Source organism: Roseicyclus sp. (assembly GCF_052168335.1).
Taxonomy (GTDB): domain Bacteria; phylum Pseudomonadota; class Alphaproteobacteria; order Rhodobacterales; family Rhodobacteraceae; genus Roseibacterium.
In genome coordinates this window covers 1-20337 of record NZ_JBQLZP010000453.1, presented here as the reverse complement: position 1 = coordinate 20337, position 20337 = coordinate 1, and the positions used below count along the sequence as shown (strand labels likewise).

Below are 20337 nucleotides of genomic sequence, written 5' to 3'. Positions count from 1 at the left end.
CTCACCCGCGATGTCGAGGACCGGCGCCGTCAGGCCATGGGCCTCGAGCACCCGGCGAAACACCTCGTTGTCCTTTGCAACGCCCGCCAGCGAAAAGCCGACGCTCCCGTCCTCCCCGAGGATCTTCGCCATCCGGTCGCGGATCATGGGCAGGCCCGCGGGACCTCCGTTCAGGATCGCGAGCACGTCGGGCAGCGGGATGCCCGCCCGTCTGGCGAGGGGCAGCATGTCGCGCAGGCCCGCGAAATAGACCTGCATCATGGAATTGTTGATCGTCTTCATCACCATCCCCGCGCCGAGCGGCCCGACGTGGCGGACCCGCTCCGTCAGGAGGCCGAGGACCGGGAGGGCGCGCGCCGCCGTCGCGTCGTCGGCGCCGAGGAAGATGCCGCAGGTCCCGGCCTCGACCATCTCGGGCCCGCCGCTCACGGGCGCGTCGGCGACGGCGGCCCGCTTCGCGGCGAAGTCCGCCGCACGGGACTGGAGGATCTGCGGCACGACGGTGCTGGTCTCGAGGATCAGGCGGCCCTCCACGTCCTCGGCGAGAAGCGCGTCGAGCGTCCCGGCCACCGCCGCGTCGTCGAAGAGCGACAGGATCAGCGTGTCCGCGCCCGCGACGAGCGCGCCGAGGTCGGGCGCCGCGGCGATCCCCCCGACCCCGCGCCCCGAGCGCGTCCAGCCGGTCACCTCCGCCCCCTGCCCCGCGAGGCGCCGCGCGATGGCGGCCCCCATCCGGCCGAGGCCGATCACGCCGATCCGCGCCATCCCCTCAGCCCCGGAGTGCGGGCAGGCCGATGCCCGTGGCCTCGAACCCGCCATCCGCGGCGACGATCTGGCCGGTGACGTAGGAGGCGTCCTTCGAGCAGAGGAACGCGATCACGGCGGCGATCTCGTCCTCCGAGCCGTAGCGGTTGAGCGGGATCGCGTCGTGATAGGCGTCGATGATCGCCTGCGTGTGGACCGCCATGGCGAGCTTGGTGCGCACGGGGCCGGGGCACACGCAATTGGCGCGGATGCCGTGCTCGCCCAGTTCCACGGCCTGCTGCCGCGTCAGGTGCATGACTGCGGCCTTGGAGGTGCCGTAGGCCACCCGCAGCGTCGAGGCACGGAGCCCCGAGATCGACGCGATGTTGACGATGGCGCCCCGGCTCTCACTCAGCGCCGGGATGCAGGCCTGCGACATGAGGAAGACGCCGTCGAGGTTCGTCGCCATGACCGTGCGCCAGCGGGCGAAGTCGGTCTCGGCGATCGGACCGAAATCGGCCACGCCCGCGTTGTTCACCAGCGCGTCGATGCGGCCGAAGGCCGACAGCGTATCGGCCACGGCGCGCGCCACCTCCTCGGGGATCGAGACGTCGAGGGGCAATTCCAGCACCTGCTCGAGCGGCCCGGCCGCGACCGCAAGCTCCGCCGCGTCGCGGTCGAGCATGGCCACGCGCCAGCCCATCGCGAGAAAGCGTTTCGTCGTGGCGAGGCCGATGCCGCGCGCCGCGCCCGTGACGAGGGCGACGGGTGTTCCGCTCATGGTTGTCTCCGTCCCTGTGGTTCCGGGGGCGGAGCCTAGAGGGCGCCCGCGCCGGGGAAAAGAGGCCCCGAGACGCGACAAGGGGGCCGCGAGGGCCCCCTTGCCTGTGTCGTGTAACGCCTTCGGCGGATTACATCATGCCGCCCATGTCGGGCATGCCGGCGCCCGCGGGCTCGTCCTTCTTCGGCTTGTCGGCCACCATCGCCTCGGTGGTGATGAGCAGGCCGGCGACCGAAGAGGCGTCCTCGAGCGCGGTGCGGACGACCTTCGCGGGGTCGATCACGCCGAACTTGAACATGTCGCCGTATTCCTCGGTCTGCGCGTTGAAGCCGAAGGCGAGGTCGCTCGACTCGCGGATCTTGCCCGCGACGACCGAGCCGTCGACGCCCGCGTTCTCGGCGATCTGGCGGAGCGGAGCCTCGAGCGCGCGGCGCACGATGGCGATGCCCGCATCCTGGTCCGAGTTCTCGCCCTTCACGCCGTCGAGCGACTTGGCGCCCTGGATCAGCGCGACGCCGCCGCCGACCACGACGCCTTCCTGAACGGCGGCGCGGGTGGCGTTGAGCGCGTCGTCGACGCGGTCCTTGCGCTCCTTCACCTCGACCTCGGTCATGCCGCCGACGCGGATGACGGCGACGCCGCCGGCGAGCTTGGCGACCCGCTCCTGCAGCTTCTCGCGGTCGTAGTCCGAGGTCGTCTCCTCGATCTGCTGGCGGATCTGGCCGACGCGGGCCTCGATCTCGGCCTTGTCGCCTGCGCCGTCGACGATCGTGGTGTCATCCTTCTTGATGACGATCTTCTTGGCGCGGCCGAGCATGTCGATGGTGACGTTCTCGAGCTTCATGCCCAGGTCTTCCGAGATCACCTGGCCGCCGGTCAGGATCGCGATGTCCTGCAGCATGGCCTTGCGGCGGTCGCCGAAGCCCGGAGCCTTGACGGCGGCGATCTTCAGGCCACCGCGCAGCTTGTTGACGACGAGCGTGGCGAGCGCCTCGCCCTCGACGTCCTCGGCCACGATGAGGAGCGGCTTGCCCGACTGGATCACGGCCTCGAGGAGGGGGACCATCGGCTGCAGCGAGGAGAGCTTCTTCTCGTGCAGGAGGATGAGGCAATCCTCAAGCTCGACGGCCATCTTGTCGGGGTTGGTCACGAAGTAGGGCGAGAGGTAGCCGCGGTCGAACTGCATGCCCTCGACGACTTCCACCTCGGTCTCGAGACCCTTGTTCTCCTCGACGGTGATGACGCCGTCATTGCCGACCTTCTGCATCGCGTCGGCGATCATGCGGCCGATCTGGGCCTCGCCGTTCGCGGAGATCGTGCCGACCTGGGCAACCTCGTCGCTGTCGGTGACGTCGCGGGCGGCGTCCTTGATGTGCTGCACGACCTTCGCGGTGGCGAGGTCGATGCCGCGCTTGAGGTCCATCGGGTTCATGCCGGCGGAAACCGCCTTCACGCCTTCCTTGACGATCGCCTGGGCGAGAACCGTGGCGGTCGTGGTGCCGTCGCCGGCCTCGTCATTGGTGCGGGAAGCGACTTCCTTCACCATCTGAGCGCCCATGTTCTCGAACTTGTCCTCGAGCTCGATCTCCTTGGCGACCGACACACCGTCCTTGGTGATGCGGGGCGCGCCGAACGATTTCTCGATGACGACGTTGCGGCCCTTGGGGCCGAGGGTGACCTTCACCGCGTCGGCGAGGATGTTGACGCCGCGCAGCATGCGGTTGCGGGCATCGGAGTTGAACTTGACGTCCTTAGCGGCCATCTCTGATAGCTCCCTTCCTAAGGTTTTTCAGGATATTCGGTTCGGTGCGGCGCGGATCAGGCGGCCTTGGCGGCCTTCGCGTCGGTCATGATGCCGAGGATGTCCGACTCCTTCATGATGAGGAGCTCCTCGCCGTCGATCGTGACCTCGGTGCCCGACCACTTGCCGAACAGGATGCGGTCGCCCGGCTTCACCGACATCGCGATGAGCTCGCCGGAATCCTTGCGCGCGCCTTCGCCGCAGGCGATCACTTCGCCTTCCGCGGGCTTTTCCTTGGCGCTGTCGGGGATGATCAGACCGCCCTTGGTCTTCTCGTCGGATTGCACACGGCGGACCAGAACACGGTCGTGCAGCGGTTTGAATGCCATCTCTCGAACTCTCCTCTCGGGTTCGGTTGTCTCCCGTTAGCACTCACCGGTGGCGAGTGCCAACGCCGGGCAGATAGGCAAGGCCTCACGGGCTGTCAACGGGTCCGTGATCGGAAAAATCCGGGTCGGCCGCCCCGCCGGTCGAACCCGGGCGGGGCGGCCCTTGCCTCAGCGGCCGCCGGTGCGGCCCGGGAAGCGCGGCGGACGGCCGTCGCCGAAGCGCTGGCCGCGCGGGCGCAGGTCGCGGCCGGGGGCGGCCTGCCGCGGATCGGTGCGGCGGGGGCCGGTGCGGGCGGGACGGCGCGCGGGGGCCGCCGCCTTGCGGCGGGGTCTGGTGGATTTCGGCATGATGGTGCCTCGTGTGTCCGGGATGATCGGGACCCGTCCCTCGGGAACGGGCGGATACACGCCGCGAAGGGCGTCAGGCGGACTGGATCATCGGCAGGGCACTCCTGATGGAACGGCCCCGTCGCTTTGCGGGGCGGGCAGGGCTCGGCGGGTTACGCGCGCTTGTCCATGGCCGGTGCACTCCTCTCGGGATGCGGGCACCTTATCCGATCGCGCCCCCCGCGTCAAAGCACGCCGCCCCGGCGCGGCCCGGACCCCGTGACAAGCAGAGACACCGCCGCTATGAGGTGCGCGGATTTTCCTTAGTCGTATCTGAGAGACAGCGCATGACCACCCTCGTCTTCGGCCACAAGTCGCCCGACACCGACAGCACCGGGTCGCCCATCATCTGGGCCTGGTATCTCAACGAGATCGCGGGCGAGGCGGCCGAGGCCGTGCTGCTCGGCGAGCCCAACACCGAGGCCGCCTTCGTCCTCTCGCGCTGGAGCCTCGACAAGCCGCGCATCGTGGACGGCGTCGAGGCGGGCCAGCCCGTCGTCATCGTCGACACCAACAACCCCGCGGAACTGCCCGCCGACGTGAACGCCGCCGACATCCGCGCGATCATCGACCACCACAAGCTGGTGGGCGGGCTCGAGACGAAGGGGCCGATCGACATCACCGTGCGGCCGCTCGCCTGCACGGCCACGATCATGCACCAGCTCATGGGCGAGGACGCCGCGAAGATGCCCGAGGCGATCCGGGGCGCGATGCTGTCCTGCATCCTGTCGGACACGCTGGAATTCCGCTCGCCCACCACGACGCCGACCGACAAGGCGCTGGCCGAGGCGCTGGCGGCCGACCTCGGCATCTCGATCCCGGACTATGCGGCCGAGATGTTCGCGGCCAAGTCCGACGTCTCCGAGTTCTCGGACGCGGAACTCCTCCGCATGGACTCGAAGGAATACGAGGTGGGCGGCACGTCCTTCCGCGTCAGCGTGCTCGAGACGACCTCGCCGCAGACCGTGCTCTCGCGCAAGGCGAGCCTGATGGCGGCCATGCCCGAGGTCGCGAAGGAGGACGGCGTCGACCAGGTGCTCCTCTTCATCGTCGACATCCTGCGCGAGGAAGCGACGATGCTCCTGCCGAACGACCTGACGCGGCGGGTGGCGGAGAAGAGCTTCGGCGCGGAGTGCGGAGACGCGGACACGGTCGTGCTGCCGGGCATCATGAGCCGGAAGAAGCAGATCATCCCGAACCTCGCGCTCTGAGTCGAAACCGGGGCGAGACAGGGTTTCCCGCATTGCCGCGAAGGCACCTTCCGGGCGAGGCTCGGGAGGTGTTTCCCCGAAGGAATCGGTGCCCATGTCCCGCCTCGTCGCTCTCGCCGTCTCGTTCCTGCTGCCCACGGCCGCGATCGCGCAGGCGCCGAGCGCCGACGATCCGATCCGCGCCGATGCGACGGGCCTCGTGATCCTCGCCGAGGACGGCAAGGGCGCGCGGCCCCTGCCCTTCGGCACGCCCTTCCACGAAACCATGTTCGCGCTGATCGGCCTCGTCGGGCATGATGTCCACGTCGCCTTCCCCGAGGAATGCCCGGCCGGTCCGCTCGTCAGCGTCTCGCTGCCGGGGCGGATCGACGTCATCTTCGAGCAGGACCGCCTCGCCGGCTGGTTCGTGATGGACGGCGACACCGTTTCCACGGGCGACGGCATCGGCGTCGGCACGCCGCGCGCCGCGCTCGAGGACGGGCGGACGACGTGGCTCGGCGACACCGGCCTCGGCTCGGAATTCGAGCGCGCCGGCGTCTACGGCATCCTCACCGAGGACGGGGCGCGCGTCGATTTCCTCTGGTCGGGCCTCGCCTGCATCTTCCGGTGACACGGCGGCGGTCTCCCGCCGACGCCGCAATTCGCGGTGCCGTTGTTACAGAACGATCCTAAACTCCGGCGCAGGACAACCGGAGGAAATTCCCATGCCGATTCTGCTCAACCGTCGGGCCTTCCTGGCCGCGACCGCCGGCTTCGTCGCGATGCACCCGTTCTCGGTCCGCGCCCAGGCCGGCCAGGCGCATCTGCGCATCATGGAGACGACGGACATCCATGTGCACATCTTCCCCTACGACTACTACGCCGACCGGCCGATCGACACGGTCGGCCTGGCCCGCACCGCCTCGCTGATCGAGGGGATCCGGGCCGAATCGACCAACTCGGTGCTGCTCGACAACGGCGACTTCCTGCAGGGCAACCCGATGGGCGACTACATGGCCTACGAGCGGGGGATGGAGCCGGGCGACACCCACCCGATGATCGCGGCGATGAACACGCTCGGCTACGCGGCGGCGACGCTCGGCAACCACGAGTTCAACTACGGGCTGCCGTTCCTGATGAACTCGGTCGCGACGGCGGCCTTCCCCATCGTCTGCGCCAACGTGGCCACGAACGCCGGTGCGACGCCCGCCGAGGACGAGACGCTTGTGCCGCCCTACGTCATCCTCGAGCGCGAGCTGACCGACGGCGCGGGCCAGACGCACCCGATCCGCATCGGCGTCATCGGATTCGTGCCGCCGCAGATCATGACCTGGGACCGCCGTCATCTCGAGGGCGAGGTCGAGGCGCGCGACATCGTCCGCGCCGCCGAGGCCTGGGTGCCCCGCATGCGCGCGGAGGGCGCGGAGATCGTCATCGCGCTCAGCCATTCCGGCATCGGCGAGGCCGAGCATACCGAGGGGATGGAGAACGCCTCGATCCCGCTCGCGGGGGTCGAGGGGATCGACGTGATCCTGACCGGCCACCATCACCGCGTCTTCCCCGGCCCCGACTATGCCGGCACGCCCGGCGTCGACGCCGAGGCCGGCACCATCGCCGGCAAGCCCGCCGTCATGGCCGGTTTCTGGGGCAGCCACATGGGCCTCGTCGACCTGATGCTGGAGCGCGACGGCGACACCTGGCGCGTCGCCTCGCATGACGTGGAGGCCCGGCCGATCTTCCGCCGCGAGGAGGACCGGACGATCACGCCGCTGGTGGAAAGCGATGCGGAGGTCCTCGCCTCCGTCGAGGCCGAGCACGAGGCGACGCTCGCCTACGTGCGCGCCGAGGTCGGGCAGTCGGATGCGCCCCTGCACTCCTACTTCGCGCTGGTGGCGGACGATCCCTCCGTGCAGATCGTATCGAACGCGCAGACCTGGTACATCGAGCAGATGATGGCCGGGACCGAGCACGAGGGGCTGCCGATCCTCTCGGCGGCGGCGCCCTTCAAGGCGGGCGGCCGGGGCGGACCGGAATACTACACCGACGTGCCCGCGGGCCCCATCGCGATCAAGAACGTGGCCGACCTCTACCTCTACCCGAACACGGTGCGCGCGGTGCGCGTCACCGGGGCCGAGGTGCGCGAGTGGCTCGAGCGGTCGGCAGGCATGTTCAACCAGATCACGCCCGGCCAGGCGGACCAGGTGCTCCTGAACCCCGACTTCCCGTCCTACAACTTCGACGTGATCGACGGGGTCTCGTACCAGATCGACCTCAGCCAGCCCTCCCGCTACAACAATGACGGTGAGGTGGTGAACGAGGACGCCCACCGGATCGTGAACCTGACCTACGAGGGACAGCCGATCGACCCCGAGCAGGAGTTCATCGTCGCCACCAACAACTACCGCGCGGGCGGCGGCGGCAGCTTCCCCGGCGCCTCGCCCGAGACGACGGTGTTCGAGGGGCCGGACACCAACCGCGACGTGATCGTGCGCTACATCGTGGAACAGGGCACGGTCAGCCCCTCGGCCGACGCCAACTGGACCTTCGCGCCGATGGAGGGGACCACGGTGCTCTTCGACACGGGGCCGGCGGCGGCGGCCTATGTCGACGGCGTCGAGGGCGTGGCGATCGAACCCGCGGGCGAAGGCCCGGACGGCTTCGCGCGCTACCGGATCACGCTCTGATCCATGGCGCGGGGCGGGCTCAGGCCCGCCCCGTCCCCTCCGCCAGCCGTGCGAGGCTGCGGCCGTCCACGAAGCGCGGCGTCCGGCGCATGTAGTCGCGGAAGGCGCGCCCGTAGCGGCGGAGGAGCCAGCGCTCCTCGTTCAGCGCGAAGAGCGTATAGATCCCCACGAGCCCGACCGACAGCGCCCAGGCCGCCCAGGTCCAGGCGACGACGGCGAGGCCAAGCGCCGCCACGCCCGAGGCGACGTAGCCCGGATTGCGGGACAGCGCGTAGAGGCCCCCGGTCACGAGGCCCTGCGCCCCGAAATAGGTGTTGCCCCGCCCGAGCTGCCGGTAGGACGCCACCGACAGCGCCAGGGCGAGCGCCATGACCGGCGCGCCCAGCGCGTAGCGGGGCCAGGCCGCAAGCCCGGAGGAGAGCACGCCCGCGAGGGCGACCGCGACGAGGCCGAGACAGTAGAGGCGGAAGAGCCAGAGCCCGAGCGCCCTGCGCCAGCCGCCGGGCGCGGGCCAGAAGGCGAGGCGCGGCCGGAAGAGGGTCGCGGCCAGCAACGCCGACAGCAGGAGCCCGCTCGCGCCCGCCATCGCGATCCCGGTGTATTCAAGCGTCACAGGCGACATCGCTCTCCCGTCCGCAGGCGTCCGATGCTTGTCCTCCGATGTAACATCCGGATGACCGCACCCGGTTGCTCAACCCCGCGGACATCGGCCCTGTTCCGCCGCGCCCAAACCCCCTATTGAGGCCCCGCGAAGAGCAGGAGAGCGCCATGACCACGCCCATCATCGACACCCTCGACGAGCTCCACGGCCGCTACGACGCGCTGTTCTGCGACCTCTGGGGCTGCGTCCATGACGGCGTGCGCGCCCTGCCCGAGGCGGTGGACGCGCTCCGCGCCTTCAAGGCGTCGGGGGGGGCGGTGGTGCTCCTGACGAACGCGCCGCGCCCACGCGCGAGCGTGGCCGCGCAGATCGCGCGCCTCGGCGTGCCGGAGGATGCCTGGGACGTCATCGCCACCTCGGGCGACGCCGCGCGGGTCGCCATGTTCGAGGGCGTCGTGGGCCGCAAGGTCTGGCACATCGGCGAGGCGCATGACGCGCCCTTCTTCGAGCCGGTGAAGCTGCTGGAGAACCCGGTCGACATCGAGAAGGTGGACCTCGACGCGGCCGAGGGCATCGTCTGCACCGGCCCGTTCGATCCCCATGCCGACCCTTCCGTGATGCGGCCGCAGTTCCTGCTCGCCAAGACGAAGGGGCTGAAGCTCCTCTGCGCGAACCCGGACATCGTGGTGGACCGGGGCGAGACCCGCGAATGGTGCGCGGGCGCGCTGGCGGACCTCTACGAGGAGATGGGCGGCGAGAGCCTCTATTTCGGCAAGCCGCATCCGCCGATCTACGACCTCGCGCGGCGGCGGCTGGAACAGGTCGGGCGCATCGTGTCGGACGACCGCATCCTCGCGGTGGGCGACGGCATCTTCACCGACATCCGCGGCGGCATGGGGGAGAACATCGACACGCTCTTCGTGACGGGCGGCCTCGCACGCGCCGAGACGGGAACGAGGGCGCAGCCCGATCCGGCCAGGCTCGAGGCGTTCCTCGCGGCGGCCGAGCTCCAGCCGACCTACGCCATCGGCGCCCTGCGCTGAGGGGCGGGCTCAGGCCCCCGCGGCCCGGTCGACCTTCATCATCGAGACGAAGGTGTCGAGCCGCTTGAGCCGGTCGGGGCGGTTCTCGTTCTGGCGCGACATCCACTCCTGCGCGGGGCGGAGCGCGCCGGGCACGATCCGGCACGTCCGTACGCGGCCGGACTTCTTCGTCGTGATCAGCCCCGCGGCCTCGAGTTTCCGCAGGTGCCCGAGGAACGAGGGCAGCGCCATGTCGTGGGGCGCCGCCAGCTCGCTGACGCTGGCCGGCCCGCTGACGAGGCGCGCGACGATGGCGCGCCGCGTGGGGTCGCCGAGGGCGGAGAAGAGCAGGTCGAGCGTGGATGCATCCTTAGCCATGGCGCTAAGGATGGCGCATTTATCCACAGGGTCAACGGTTTCGGCGCGCCGGGATGAACCTCCGCTTGCCCTGCGCAAGAAAATTTCTATTTCTTCGCGTGAAACGGATGTTTTGTTACTTTCTGCATTGCAGAACGGCCCCCTGATGGAGTATCAGGCGGCATGCGCGAGGGAGGACCCGACATGCTCGACAACATCACGACCGGCACGATCGTCATCGAGGACCTCGAGATCGGCATGAAGCGGTCGCTCAGGAAGATGGTCACGGACCGCGACATCGAGCTCTTCGCGGAGGTCTCGACCGACCGCAACCCCGTGCATCTGGACGACGACTACGCGCGCGACACGATCTTCGAGGGGCGGATCGCGCACGGGATGCTGACGGCGGGCCTGATCTCGGCGGTGATCGGCGAGCAGCTTCCCGGCCACGGCACGGTCTATCTGGGCCAGACGCTCAAGTTCATGGCGCCCGTGCGCCCCGGCGACATGGTCCATGCCGAGGTCGAGGTCATGGAGATCGACTACGGCCGCCGCCGGGTCACGCTCGCCACCCGGTGCAAGGTCGGGGACACGGTGGTCCTGAAGGGCGAGGCCGTCGTGCTGGCGCCCTCGGGCAAGTTCGACTGACAAGCGCACGGGCGGCAGCGGCGCGCGGGCGGAACCGTCGCGCCGGCGGGAGGGCCGCCTGCCCTCCCGCACCCTCCCGGGCGTACTTGACGAAAGATGAAGGGGCCGAGGCGGTGCCTTGCCCTCGGGCCGGGGCGGCGATAAGTCCGGCGCCATGCGGATCGTGCGCGACCACCAGTATGTCCGTCCCGAGGAGCGCGGCGCCTCGGTCGCGATCGGCAATTTCGACGGCGTCCACCGCGGCCATGCCCATGTGATCGGCCTTGCCCGGCGCGCGGGAGCGCCGCTCGGCGTCGTGACCTTCGAGCCGCATCCACGACAGTTCTTCGCCCCCGAGGCGCCCCCCTTCCGGCTGATGAACGCCGAGGCGCGCGCCCACAGGCTGGAGAAGCTGGGGGTCGAGGTGCTGGCGGAACTGCCCTTCGGCGCGGTGCTCTCGGGGCTTTCGGCGGAGGACTTCGCGCGCGAGGTCCTGTCCGAGGGGCTGGGCGTGAGCCACGTCGTCGTCGGTGCGGATTTCCGTTTCGGCAAGGGGCGGCAGGGCACGGCGGAGATGCTCGCGGGCTTCGGGCGCGCGATGGGCTTCGACGTGACGGTGGCGCCGCTGCTCGAGGCCGCCGCGGGCGCCGTCTCCTCCACCGCGATCCGCAACGCGCTGAGCGCGGGGGACCCGCGCGGGGCGGCAGAGATGCTCGGCCACTGGCACCGGATCGAGGGGCGCGTGCTGCACGGCGAGAAGCGGGGGCGCAGGCTCGGCTATCCGACGGCGAACATGGAGCTCGAGGGGCTGCACGTGCCGCGGCTCGGGGTCTACGCGGTCCTCGTCGACGTGCTGACGGGGCCGCACGCGGGCAGCTACCGGGGCGTCGCGAACCTCGGCATCCGGCCCATGTTCCAGCGCGAGACGCCGAACCTCGAGACCTTCCTCTTCGACTTCAAGGGCGACCTCTACGAGCAGCACCTCTCGGTCGGGCTGGTGGCGTTCCTGCGGCCCGAGATGAGGTTCGACACGCTCGAGGCGCTGGTCGTGCAGATGGACGCCGACAGCGCGGCGGCGCGGGCGGCGCTCGCCCGCACATGAGGGACCGCTTCTGGGAGCGCGTGCCGATGGCCCGCATGACGGCGGAGGAGTGGGAGGCGCTCTGCGACGGCTGCGGCAAGTGCTGTCTCAACAAGCTCGAGGACGAGGAGACGGGCGAGGTCGCGCTGACGCGGGTGGCCTGCCGCCTCCTCGACGACGAGACCTGCCGCTGCGGGCAGTACGCGATCCGCAAGACGCTGGTGCCCGAGTGCATCCGGCTGACGCCCGAGACCATGGGCGATGTGGCCTATTTCATGCCCGAGACCTGCGCCTATCGCCTGCTGCACGAGGGCAAGCCGCTCAGATGGTGGCACCCGCTCGTCTCGGGCGATCCGGAGAGCGTGCATGCCGCCGGCGTCAGCGTGCGCGGCATCACGGTGCCCGAATGGGAGGTGCCGGAAGAGGATTGGGAGGACCACGTGATCGAGGAGCCGGGGACATGAACTTCGCATCGGACAACGCGGGCCCGGCGCATCCGCGGGTGATGGAGGCGCTGGCGCGCGCCAATGAGGGATACGCCATGCCCTACGGCAACGACCCTCTGAGCGCGCGTGCCGTGGCTGCCGTCCGCGATCTCTTCGAGGCGCCGGAGGCCGAGGTCGCCTTCGTCGCCACGGGGACGGCGGCCAACTCCATCGCGCTCGCCTGCCTCGTGAAGCCCTGGGACACGGTCTATTGCAGCCGGATCGCCCATATCGAGGAGGACGAGTGCAACGCGCCCGAGTTCTACATGGGCGGCGCGAAGCTGACGCTGCTGGAGGAGGTCGGGGGCCGGATCGTGCCCGACGCCTTCGCCCGCGCGCTCGCCGCCACGCGGAACCGGGGCGTGCATGGCGCGCAGGCGGGCGCCCTCAGCGTCACGCAGGTGACGGAGGCGGGCACGGTCTACACGCTCGGGCAGATCGCGGACCTGGCCGACATGGCGAAGGCGGCGGGGCTGCCCGTGCATCTCGACGGCGCGCGCTTCGCCAATGCCTGCGCGGCGCTCGGCTGCACGCCCGCCGAGATGACCTGGAGGATCGGCGTCGATGCGGTGAGCTTCGGGGGCACGAAGAACGGCTGCCTCGGGGTCGAGGCGGTGGTGATCTTCGACCCGGCGCTCGGGCGGGAACTGGCGCTGAGGCGCAAGCGCGGCGGGCATCTCTGGTCGAAGATGCGGTATCTCTCGGCGCAGATGCTGGCCTATGCCGAGGACGGGCTGTGGCTGGAGATGGCGGCCTCGGCCAACGCCGCCTGCGCCCGTCTGGCGGAGGCGGTGCGCGCCCTGCCGGGGGCGCGCATCCACCATGAGCCGCAGGGCAACATGATCTTCGCGGACCTGCCGCGCGCGGCGCATCGCAGGGCGATGGCGGCGGGGGCGCGCTACTACCTCTTCCCCGGCGACACGCCGCTCGAGGGGCCGGACGACACGCCCGTGCGCTGCCGCCTCGTCTGCGACTGGTCGAAGACGGCCGACGAGATCGACCGCCTCGCGGCCGCCTGGGCGGGGGCCTAGGCGCGGGCGAGGAAGTCGGCGAGCGCGCCCGCGACCGCGTCGGGATGGGTGACGGGCGCCATGTGGCCCGCACCGTCGATCACCGCGCGCTCCGCCTGCGGAAGGCCCGCCTCCAGCATGTCGAGGATCTGGCCGATGACCGGGGGAGAGGTGCTGCCTTCCATCAGGAGCACCGGGCAGGCGACCTGCCCGAGGCGCGGCAGGAGGCGGGCGGCGTCGTCGTGCAGGGCGGCGCGCTGCGCCCCGATGATCCACATCTGCGACGCCATGCGCGCGGCCTGCGCCTCCGGCAGCTCGTCGAAGTCCTCGCCCGCGCCCCAGACCGAGAGGAAGATGCGCGCCGCGCCGCGCGTGTCGCCCGCGGCGACCTTCATGCCCATCCGCCCGAGCTTTTCGGCATTGGCGCTTTTCGCGGGCCCGTCGGGGGCGGCGGCGAAGAGCACGGGCTCGATCAGCACGAGCGAGCGCACGCGCCCGGGCGCCTCGATGGCGAGCCTGAGGGCCACGGTCGCCGCGAAGCTGTGGCCGACGAGATGCGCGCCCTCCTCCGGCAGGAAGCCGAGCGCATGCTCCGTGGCCTGGTCGTGGTAGTCGCGCGCCGGATCGCCCGAGGGCCCCTCCCCGTGCCCCACCATGTCGGGCGCCACGAGGTGGAAACGGTCCGCAAGCCGCCGCGCCACGCCCTTCCACGCGCCGCCATGGGCGAGCGTGCAGTGGAGGAGCAGGACCTCCGGTGCCCCCGCCTCGCCCCAGGTGCGGAGGCCGCGGGTCAAAGCTTGCCGGAGAGATGCAGGTCGAGATCCTCGATCCTGTCCTGGCCCCAGAAGCTCTCGGTCCCGTCGACGATGTAGAAGGGCGCGCCGAAGACGCCGGCCGCCGTCGCGTCCTCGAGATTGCGGGCGTATTGCTCGGCGCCTTGCAGCATCGCCATGCCCGCGAGGCCCCGGTCGAAGCCCGCCTCCTCGAGACAGTCGGCGATCACGTCGTCCTCGGCGATGTCGCGCATGTCGCGCCAGAGGGCGCCGGTGAAGGCGTGGACGAGCCGCCCGAGATCGCCGCCGCCCGCCTTCTGCGCCGCGATGAAGGCGTAGGAGGAGGGTGCGGGGTTCACTGCCCGGAACGGCGGGTCGAGATCCATGGGCAGGCCGTATTTCCGCGACTGGCGCTTCAGCTCCTGGAGTCGGTAGGCAAGGCGCGCCTCGTGCCGCTCCTTCGGTGGCAAGCCGCCGGTGCGCGAGAACAGCGTCGAGAGGTCGAGCGGGCGGTAGGTCACGGTCGCGCCGTGGCGGGCCGCGACCTCCTCGAAGCGCAACCCCGCGAGGTAGACGAAGGGTGAATTCGTGCCGAAGAAGTACTCGATATGCGCCATGCGCCCTGCCCCTCCATTTGCCTTTGCGCGCACCCTAGGCCGGTGCTAGGGGGTGTCAACCGGATGCGGGTGCGCGGGGGGCGGACCGTCCGGGTGGGACAGGACGCAAGGGGACAGCTGCCGATGCCGTCGACGGAACCGAAGCTCATCTCGGGCAACGCGAATCTTTCGCTCGCCTCGGCCATCGCGCGGCGCATGTCGATGCACCGGGGGATGCAGGTTTCCCTCGTCGACGCGCGGGTCGAGCGCTTCAACGACGGCGAGATCTTCGTGGAGGTGTTCGAGAACGTCCGCGGCGAGGACATGTTCATCATCCAGCCGACCTCGAAGCCCGCCAACGACAACCTGATGGAACTCCTCATCATCGCCGACGCGCTCAGGCGGTCGAGCGCGGCGCGCATCACGGCGGTGATTCCCTATTTCGGCTACGCGCGGCAGGACCGGCGGACGAAGGCGCGGACGCCGATCTCGGCCAAGCTCGTCTCCAACATGATCGCCAAGTCCGGGATCGAGCGGGTGCTGACGATGGACCTGCACGCCGCCCAGATCCAGGGCTTCTTCGACATCCCCGTGGACAACCTCTACGCCAGCCCGATCTACGCGCTAGACATCCTGCACCAGTTCGCGGGCGACATGTCGGACGTCATGGTGGTCTCGCCCGACGTGGGCGGCGTGGCGCGCGCGCGCGAGCTCGCCACCCGGATCGGCGTGCCGCTCGCCATCGTCGACAAGCGCCGCGAGAAGGCGGGCGAGGTCGCGGGCATGACGGTGATCGGCGACGTGAAGGACCACAAGTGCATCATCGTCGACGACATCTGCGACACGGCCGGGACGCTCTGCAAGGCGGCCGACGTGCTGATGGAGGCGGGCGCCACCGAGGTCCACGCCTATACCACGCACGGCGTCCTCTCGGGCCCGGCGGTGGAGCGGATCTCGGGCTCGGTCCTGAAGTCGCTCGTCGTCACCGACACGATCGAGGCCTCGGCCGAGGCCAAGGCCTGCCCCAACATCCGCATCGTGCCGACCGCGCCGATGTTCGCGCAGTCGATCGTGAACATCTGGTCGGGCACCAGCGTCTCCTCGCTCTTCGACACGGCCTCGCTGGTGCCGATCTACGAGGGGCTTTATCCCAAGGGGATGTGGGGGCGCTGACCCCCGGTCATTCAGGCATACCCAGCGCTGTGCAGATCAGCGGATCAGTACCTCCGCCTCGGTGACACCGCGACGGATATGGTCGAAGACGACCAGCTGCGTTGGCACGGGCCGCCCGACCCGGTCCAGTCCCGAGCGGTAGACGCCGAATTTGAAACTGGGTGCGACGTCGCGGTTCAGATTGGGGCCACGGTGGCTGTGGACAAGCCTGTCGTTGATCCAAACATTGACCAGACCTGTCGGCCCGACCGACCAGACCGCTTGCACCCGTATGTCGTGCCACCGGTCATACAGGCGCGAGGGCGGCACGACGATCTCCATCACCATGGGTCTGGGCGGGTTCATGTCATCGCTCTGACGGGTGCGCGGATCGTCCTGCGTCAGTTCAAGCCCCTCGCGGTAGAGCGCGAAACCCAGCGTAATCTCACCAGAGCCCCGCGTATCCTGCCATTGTGCAAGGATCGTGTTGGCGGGGTCGATGGGCCGCGTGCTGGAGGGGATGAAGACAGAAAAGGCATACCAGATCTCGGTCTCGGTCGAGACCGGCGCGCGATCCACGATCTCGGACCGTTCCCGCCCATTGGCGCAATCGTTGTAGTTTCGGTTGCCCGCGCATTGCCCATCCGCCACCTGGAAGGCCAACGCGGTCGGCCCGGTCCTGACAGGCGACGAGACGGTAAAGGCCCTGTTGGAGGAATTGGCATGTTCCGCCCGGATGCCATCCATGTCTTGCGCGGCGAGCGGGGCGGGCAAGAGCGCACAGAGACCCAAGAGGAAACCGAGAAAGCGGCGCGAGGGCATGACGAAAGACTTTCCTGGGCTGGCTGCAGCCCAAATACCGATCCACGGCCCGCGCCCCCACGGCACGATCCTGACGAAATCTATCTACGGGTGCGTCGACATTACAACACGAATTCCATGCCGCGGGTCTCTCCGCGCTCCCGGCACTGCCGCCGCGCCAGCGGTGCCGCGACGATCTGCCCCAACATCCGTATCGTGCCGACCGCGCCGATGTTCGCGCAGTCGATCGTGAACATCTGGTCGGGCACCAGCGTCTCCTCGCTCTTCGACACGGCCTCGCTGGTGCCGACCTACGAGGGGCTCTACCCGCGCGGCATGTGGGGGCGCTGAGCGCGCAGGAGCCTCAGCGCCAGCGGCAGGACCGCGAGCATCAGGATCGCCGAGAAGAGGAACGGAGCGCCGGGCAGGTAGATACCCGCCGCCCCCGACACGAAGACCCCGAAGAGCGGCGTGAAGACGAGCGGCGCGAGAACGGCGGCCAGCGACGAGAGCGCCGCGATCACGCCCTGCACCATGCCCTGCCGGTCCTCGTCCACCGCGTTGGCCGACATCGCCATGAGCGTCGGCGGCACGAGGTCGGTCAGCGCGGCCATGACCAGCAGCACGCCGACCATCCAGACCGCGTCCGCGACCGAGAGACCGGCGAGCGACAGGACCGCGAGCGTCAGCCCCCAGACGAGAAGCCTGGCCTCGCCCAGCCGCGCGACGGCGATGGGCATGACGCCGGCCTGCACGATGGCCACAAGCACCCCGTAGGCCGAGAGCGACAGGCCGATCACCAGCGTCGACCAGCCGAAGACCTCGCGCCCCCAGAAGGCCCAGAGCGTCGGGTAGACCATGTTGGCGAACTCGAAGACCCCGATGCAGACCAGCGGCACGGCGAGGCCGGGGGTGCGGAAGGCGCGCAGGATCGTGCCGAAGGGGTTGAGGTCGCGGGCGCCGAAGGGCCTCCGGTTCCCGGGCTTGAGCGACTCGGGCAGGACGAAGAGGCCGAAGAGCACGTTCGCGGCCGACAGCCCCGCGGCGAGCCAGAAGGGCGCGCTGACGTGCCAGGATGCGGCGAGCCCGCCGAGCGCGGGGCCGAGCACGAAGCCGATCCCGAAGGCCGCCCCGATCAGCCCGAAGCGCGCCGCGCGCTGCCCCGGCGGCGTGATGTCGGCGATGTAGGCCGTCGCCGTGATGTAGGTCGCCCCCGCGAGCCCCGCGAGGGTCCGCCCGACGAGGAGGAGCCAGTAGGTCTCGGCCAGCGCCATGATGACGTAGTCGAGCGCGAGGAAGGCCATCGCGGCCAGCAGCACGGGCTTGCGCCCGAAGGCGTCCGAGATCGACCCCACGACGGGCGCGAAGAGGAACTGCGCCCCCGCATAGGCCGACATCAGCAGCCCGGCCCAGAGCGCGCCCTGCGCGATGTCGCCCGCGCCGACCCGGTCCATGAGATCTGGCATGATCGGGAACACGATGCCGATCCCGATGGCGTCGATCATCAGGGTCGCGAGGATGAAGACGATGGGGCCGCGCTCGGATTTCATGCCGCCCTATGTCCCACGGGGATGTGACGGCGCAAGCACGATGGCCGCGGAGGATTGCGGCGCCTGCGGATGCATGGCACCAGCGCACCGGTCGTCTCGTGTCGGGAGTGCCTCATGTCCCCTTTCGCCCCGGACCTCTGGCTCGTCGACGGTCCGGCGGTGACGGGCGCGGCCGGCTTCCGCTTTCCCACGCGCATGGCCGTCGTCCGGCTGCCGGACGGGGGCGGGCTCTGGGTCTGGTCCCCGGTCGCGCTGACGCCGGAGGTCCGCGCGGCGATCGACGCCCTCGGCCCGGTGCGGCATCTCGTGGCGCCGAACGCGCTGCACCACATGTTCCTCGCCGAATGGGCCGCTTTCTGGCCGGACGCCGTGGTCCACGCGGCCCCCGGCCTGACGGAGGCGGTCGCCCGCACGACGCTGCACCGGACGCTCGGCGACGCGCCCGACCCGGCCTGGGCCGGGACGCTCGACCAGGTGATCGTCCGGGGCAACCGCATCGCCACGGAGGTCGTGTTCTTCCACGCCGCCTCGGCCACGATTCTGGTGACGGACCTCGTCCAGCAGATCCCGCAGGACTGGTATCGCGGCTGGCGATCCGTGGTGGCTCGGCTCGACCTGATGACCGCCCCCGTCCCGTCGGTGCCCCGCAAGTTCCGCCTCGCCACGACGGACCGGGCGGCGGCACGGGAGGGGGTCCGGCGTATCCTCGACTGGCCGGCCGAGCGTCTGGTCATCGCCCATGGCGCGCCGCTGGAGGCCGGTGCGAGGGACGCGCTGGACCGCGCCTTCGGCTGGCTGATGCGCTAGCCGGGCGGCGGAGGTCAGACCGGCTCCGTCTCGCCGCGCATGAGGCGCCAGCCGACCAGTCCGATCGCGAAAAAGCTCAGGTTGCCCGCGAAATCGAGGAGCATCAGGCCGGTGAACATCGGGTTCACCCAGACGAACCAGGCGTTGAAGACGAAGAACGGAACCGAAGCGAGCATTCCGAACACCAGGAACGTGGTCGCCGTGAAGCGCGACAGGAGCGCGAGCGACCCCACGAGGACCGCCTGCGCCCCGAAGCACTGGAGGAGCAGCGCGGAGGTGGGGCTCAGGTGCCGAAACTCGGGGCGCAGCGCCAGCGCCTCGACCGTGCCGGGCGCCACCACGCACCAGCCGCCGAGGCCGAGGAAGACGAGGGCGAGCGCGATCCTGAGGGCCTTCGCCGTGCGCCGGGCGGCGGCGCGGGCATCGGTCGGTCGGGTCGAAAACGCCTGTGTCATGGGTCGCTCCATGCGCGGGCACCGGATGCGGATCGACGATGCGTGACCCGGGCCATGAGCGGCAAGGAGACAAGGCGCCGCCGCAGGGACGTGGCCTCAGGAGAGGTCCCAGTCGTCCTCGCCCGCGACCTCGCCCACCGCCATCCAGTCGGCGCGGATGCGGGCCACGCGGCTGTCGCCCCAGGTGCGGAAGACCAGCTCGAAGCCCGCCTCCGTCACCGCCTCGGCCCGGAGGTCGGCGCGCTGGTTGGTGGCGCCGTCGGTGTCCCACATGGAGATCGACACCTGCACGACCGGCGCACCCCGGAACGCGCCGGAGAAGACGACCGGCACCCGTTTCTCGCGCGGCCCCGTGCCCCTCCACATCGGACCGTCATCCTCGAAGTCGCTGAAGAGCGTGCGGCTGCCCCGGTCGATCCCGACGAGCGATGTGCGCAGGCGTTTCATGGCGGGCGGGGTCCGTTGTCCTCTGGCGTCGAGGGGCGCGGCTAGCAGCCAAGTCGCGCGGGGAATGGGAGATTTCGTGACGGGAGCGTGGCCGCGGCCCGGAAACGAAAACCCCCGCACGCGGCGCGGGCGGGGGTGTCGGGTTTCCCTTTCGGCGCGCGGGTCAGGGCGCGGGCGCGCGGCTCGAGACCGGCAGGTTGATGTGCTCGCCCGCCGCGACGAGGTCGGCGAGGAACTTGGCCGTCGCGTCGGCGGCGTCCTGCGGTGCGTCCTCGGACCGGCGGACCTTGTCGTGGGCCTCGCGCGCCTCGGCGACGAGCCCCTCCATGATCTCCTGCGTCATCTCGGAGCGCGGCATCGCGCGCTCGGCCAGCACCGTCACGCCCTTGCCGGAGATGTCGGCGAAGCCGCCGACGACGACATACTCCTCGACGCCGCCCGAATGGGTGACGGACAGGATGCCGGGCCGCAGCGTCGTGATCGTCGGCGCATGGTCGGCCATCGCCGTCATGTCGCCGTCGGCGCCGGGGATGCGCACCTCGGTCGCCTGGAGCGACGCGAGGCGCCGCTCGGGGCTGACGAGATCGAACTGCATCGTTTCTGCCATGATGGCCTCCGGTTGTTCTCGTTTCCGGGGGGCGGGACAGGTCCCGCCCT

General features: G+C 70.3%; 24 protein-coding genes and 1 pseudogene. 11 read left to right on the top strand and 14 right to left on the bottom strand.

Translation table 11 applies throughout. The features are described 5' to 3' along the window. The 5 genes from ACTS11_RS13865 to ACTS11_RS13845 all read right to left on the bottom strand — a co-directional run. Positions 1-765 (bottom strand): NAD(P)-dependent oxidoreductase (locus tag ACTS11_RS13865; RefSeq protein ID WP_442640895.1); only part of this gene is annotated, 765 nt, incomplete at its 3' end. A gap of 4 nt (positions 766-769) precedes the next feature. Then, the gene (locus tag ACTS11_RS13860) at positions 770-1525 is read right to left on the bottom strand and encodes an SDR family NAD(P)-dependent oxidoreductase (RefSeq protein WP_442640894.1); all 756 of its coding nucleotides are present in this window, start codon (positions 1523-1525) and stop codon (positions 770-772) included. A gap of 130 nt (positions 1526-1655) precedes the next feature. Beyond that, positions 1656-3287: a chaperonin GroEL gene (gene groL / locus ACTS11_RS13855; protein ID WP_442640893.1), complete on the bottom strand. Its 1632-nt coding sequence runs from the start codon at positions 3285-3287 to the stop codon at positions 1656-1658. A gap of 56 nt (positions 3288-3343) precedes the next feature. Beyond that, the gene (locus tag ACTS11_RS13850; RefSeq protein ID WP_442640892.1) at positions 3344-3655 is read right to left on the bottom strand and encodes a co-chaperone GroES; all 312 of its coding nucleotides are present in this window, start codon (positions 3653-3655) and stop codon (positions 3344-3346) included. Between the two features lie 168 nt (positions 3656-3823). Further along, positions 3824-4003 (bottom strand): hypothetical protein, encoded by a 180-nt coding sequence (locus ACTS11_RS13845; RefSeq protein WP_442640891.1) that lies wholly within the window; start codon positions 4001-4003, stop codon positions 3824-3826. A gap of 326 nt (positions 4004-4329) precedes the next feature. Between ACTS11_RS13845 and ACTS11_RS13840 the strand changes: the two genes are divergently transcribed. The 3 genes from ACTS11_RS13840 (at position 4330) to ACTS11_RS13830 (ending at position 7916) form a co-directional block, all read left to right on the top strand. Further along, positions 4330-5253, top strand: a complete 924-nt coding sequence (locus ACTS11_RS13840; RefSeq protein ID WP_442640890.1) for a manganese-dependent inorganic pyrophosphatase — start codon at positions 4330-4332, stop codon at positions 5251-5253. 94 nt (positions 5254-5347) lie between these two features. After that, complete coding sequence (locus tag ACTS11_RS13835; protein WP_442640889.1) at positions 5348-5863, top strand: hypothetical protein; 516 nt, start codon at positions 5348-5350, stop codon at positions 5861-5863. A 94-nt stretch (positions 5864-5957) separates the two neighbouring features. Further along, complete coding sequence (locus tag ACTS11_RS13830; RefSeq protein WP_442640888.1) at positions 5958-7916, top strand: bifunctional 2',3'-cyclic-nucleotide 2'-phosphodiesterase/3'-nucleotidase; 1959 nt, start codon at positions 5958-5960, stop codon at positions 7914-7916. Positions 7917-7935: 19 nt separating this feature from the next. Here the strand turns inward: ACTS11_RS13830 and ACTS11_RS13825 are convergent, their stop codons facing one another. Continuing rightward, positions 7936-8538 (bottom strand): methyltransferase family protein, encoded by a 603-nt coding sequence (locus tag ACTS11_RS13825; protein WP_442640887.1) that lies wholly within the window; start codon positions 8536-8538, stop codon positions 7936-7938. Positions 8539-8684: 146 nt separating this feature from the next. On the opposite strand from ACTS11_RS13825, the gene ACTS11_RS13820 reads away from it, so the two are divergent. Then, a complete protein-coding gene (locus tag ACTS11_RS13820) occupies positions 8685-9560 on the top strand; it encodes a TIGR01459 family HAD-type hydrolase (protein WP_442640886.1) in 876 nt (291 codons plus the stop codon). 9 nt (positions 9561-9569) lie between these two features. Here the strand turns inward: ACTS11_RS13820 and ACTS11_RS13815 are convergent, their stop codons facing one another. Then, positions 9570-9917, bottom strand: a complete 348-nt coding sequence (locus ACTS11_RS13815) for an ArsR/SmtB family transcription factor (RefSeq protein ID WP_442640885.1) — start codon at positions 9915-9917, stop codon at positions 9570-9572. A gap of 183 nt (positions 9918-10100) precedes the next feature. Here ACTS11_RS13815 and ACTS11_RS13810 point away from each other — a divergent pair, with 183 nt between their 5' ends. The 4 genes from ACTS11_RS13810 (at position 10101) to ACTS11_RS13795 (ending at position 13120) form a co-directional block, all read left to right on the top strand. Next, on the top strand, positions 10101-10544 hold the full coding sequence (locus ACTS11_RS13810; protein ID WP_442640884.1) for a MaoC family dehydratase: 444 nt from the start codon (positions 10101-10103) through the stop codon (positions 10542-10544). 154 nt (positions 10545-10698) lie between these two features. Continuing rightward, the gene (locus ACTS11_RS13805; protein WP_442640883.1) at positions 10699-11625 is read left to right on the top strand and encodes a bifunctional riboflavin kinase/FAD synthetase; all 927 of its coding nucleotides are present in this window, start codon (positions 10699-10701) and stop codon (positions 11623-11625) included. Next, positions 11622-12068: a YcgN family cysteine cluster protein gene (locus ACTS11_RS13800; RefSeq protein ID WP_442640882.1), complete on the top strand. Its 447-nt coding sequence runs from the start codon at positions 11622-11624 to the stop codon at positions 12066-12068. Before ACTS11_RS13805 ends, ACTS11_RS13800 begins: the two co-directional genes overlap by 4 nt. Continuing rightward, on the top strand, positions 12065-13120 hold the full coding sequence (locus ACTS11_RS13795; protein ID WP_442640881.1) for a threonine aldolase family protein: 1056 nt from the start codon (positions 12065-12067) through the stop codon (positions 13118-13120). Before ACTS11_RS13800 ends, ACTS11_RS13795 begins: the two co-directional genes overlap by 4 nt. On the opposite strand, the gene ACTS11_RS13790 is transcribed toward ACTS11_RS13795, so the two are convergent. Continuing rightward, the gene (locus ACTS11_RS13790; RefSeq protein WP_442640880.1) at positions 13117-13893 is read right to left on the bottom strand and encodes an alpha/beta fold hydrolase; all 777 of its coding nucleotides are present in this window, start codon (positions 13891-13893) and stop codon (positions 13117-13119) included. The two genes, ACTS11_RS13795 and ACTS11_RS13790, sit on opposite strands and share 4 nt — an antisense overlap. Further along, positions 13890-14489, bottom strand: a complete 600-nt coding sequence (locus tag ACTS11_RS13785; RefSeq protein WP_442640879.1) for a 2-hydroxychromene-2-carboxylate isomerase — start codon at positions 14487-14489, stop codon at positions 13890-13892. Before ACTS11_RS13785 ends, ACTS11_RS13790 begins: the two co-directional genes overlap by 4 nt. A 123-nt stretch (positions 14490-14612) precedes the next feature. On the opposite strand from ACTS11_RS13785, the gene ACTS11_RS13780 reads away from it, so the two are divergent. Continuing rightward, positions 14613-15641 carry a ribose-phosphate pyrophosphokinase gene (locus ACTS11_RS13780; protein WP_442640878.1) on the top strand — a complete coding sequence of 343 codons (1029 nt, stop codon included), beginning with the start codon at positions 14613-14615 and terminating at the stop codon, positions 15639-15641. A gap of 36 nt (positions 15642-15677) precedes the next feature. Here the strand turns inward: ACTS11_RS13780 and ACTS11_RS13775 are convergent, their stop codons facing one another. Continuing rightward, positions 15678-16442 (bottom strand): polysaccharide lyase, encoded by a 765-nt coding sequence (locus tag ACTS11_RS13775; RefSeq protein ID WP_442640877.1) that lies wholly within the window; start codon positions 16440-16442, stop codon positions 15678-15680. A 174-nt stretch (positions 16443-16616) separates the two neighbouring features. Here ACTS11_RS13775 and ACTS11_RS13770 point away from each other — a divergent pair. After that, positions 16617-16772: pseudogene (locus tag ACTS11_RS13770) on the top strand (phosphoribosylpyrophosphate synthetase); the annotation flags it as partial. On the opposite strand, the gene ACTS11_RS13765 reads toward ACTS11_RS13770, so the two are convergent. Then, entirely contained in the window at positions 16745-17971 is a 1227-nt protein-coding gene (locus tag ACTS11_RS13765) for an MFS transporter (protein ID WP_442640876.1), read from the bottom strand. The pseudogene ACTS11_RS13770 and the gene ACTS11_RS13765 overlap by 28 nt on opposite strands. Before the next feature lie 114 nt (positions 17972-18085). On the opposite strand from ACTS11_RS13765, the gene ACTS11_RS13760 reads away from it, so the two are divergent. Beyond that, positions 18086-18778, top strand: a complete 693-nt coding sequence (locus tag ACTS11_RS13760) for a DUF4336 domain-containing protein (protein WP_442640875.1) — start codon at positions 18086-18088, stop codon at positions 18776-18778. A gap of 14 nt (positions 18779-18792) precedes the next feature. Here the strand turns inward: ACTS11_RS13760 and ACTS11_RS13755 are convergent, their stop codons facing one another. The 3 genes from ACTS11_RS13755 to ACTS11_RS13745 all read right to left on the bottom strand — a co-directional run bounded on the left by ACTS11_RS13755 (position 18793) and on the right by ACTS11_RS13745 (position 20287). Further along, positions 18793-19233, bottom strand: a complete 441-nt coding sequence (locus ACTS11_RS13755) for a hypothetical protein (protein ID WP_442640874.1) — start codon at positions 19231-19233, stop codon at positions 18793-18795. 96 nt (positions 19234-19329) lie between these two features. Continuing rightward, entirely contained in the window at positions 19330-19680 is a 351-nt protein-coding gene (locus tag ACTS11_RS13750; RefSeq protein WP_442640873.1) for an H-type lectin domain-containing protein, read from the bottom strand. Between the two features lie 163 nt (positions 19681-19843). Then, positions 19844-20287 (bottom strand): F0F1 ATP synthase subunit epsilon, encoded by a 444-nt coding sequence (locus tag ACTS11_RS13745; RefSeq protein WP_442640872.1) that lies wholly within the window; start codon positions 20285-20287, stop codon positions 19844-19846. Positions 20288-20337 lie beyond the last annotated feature (50 nt).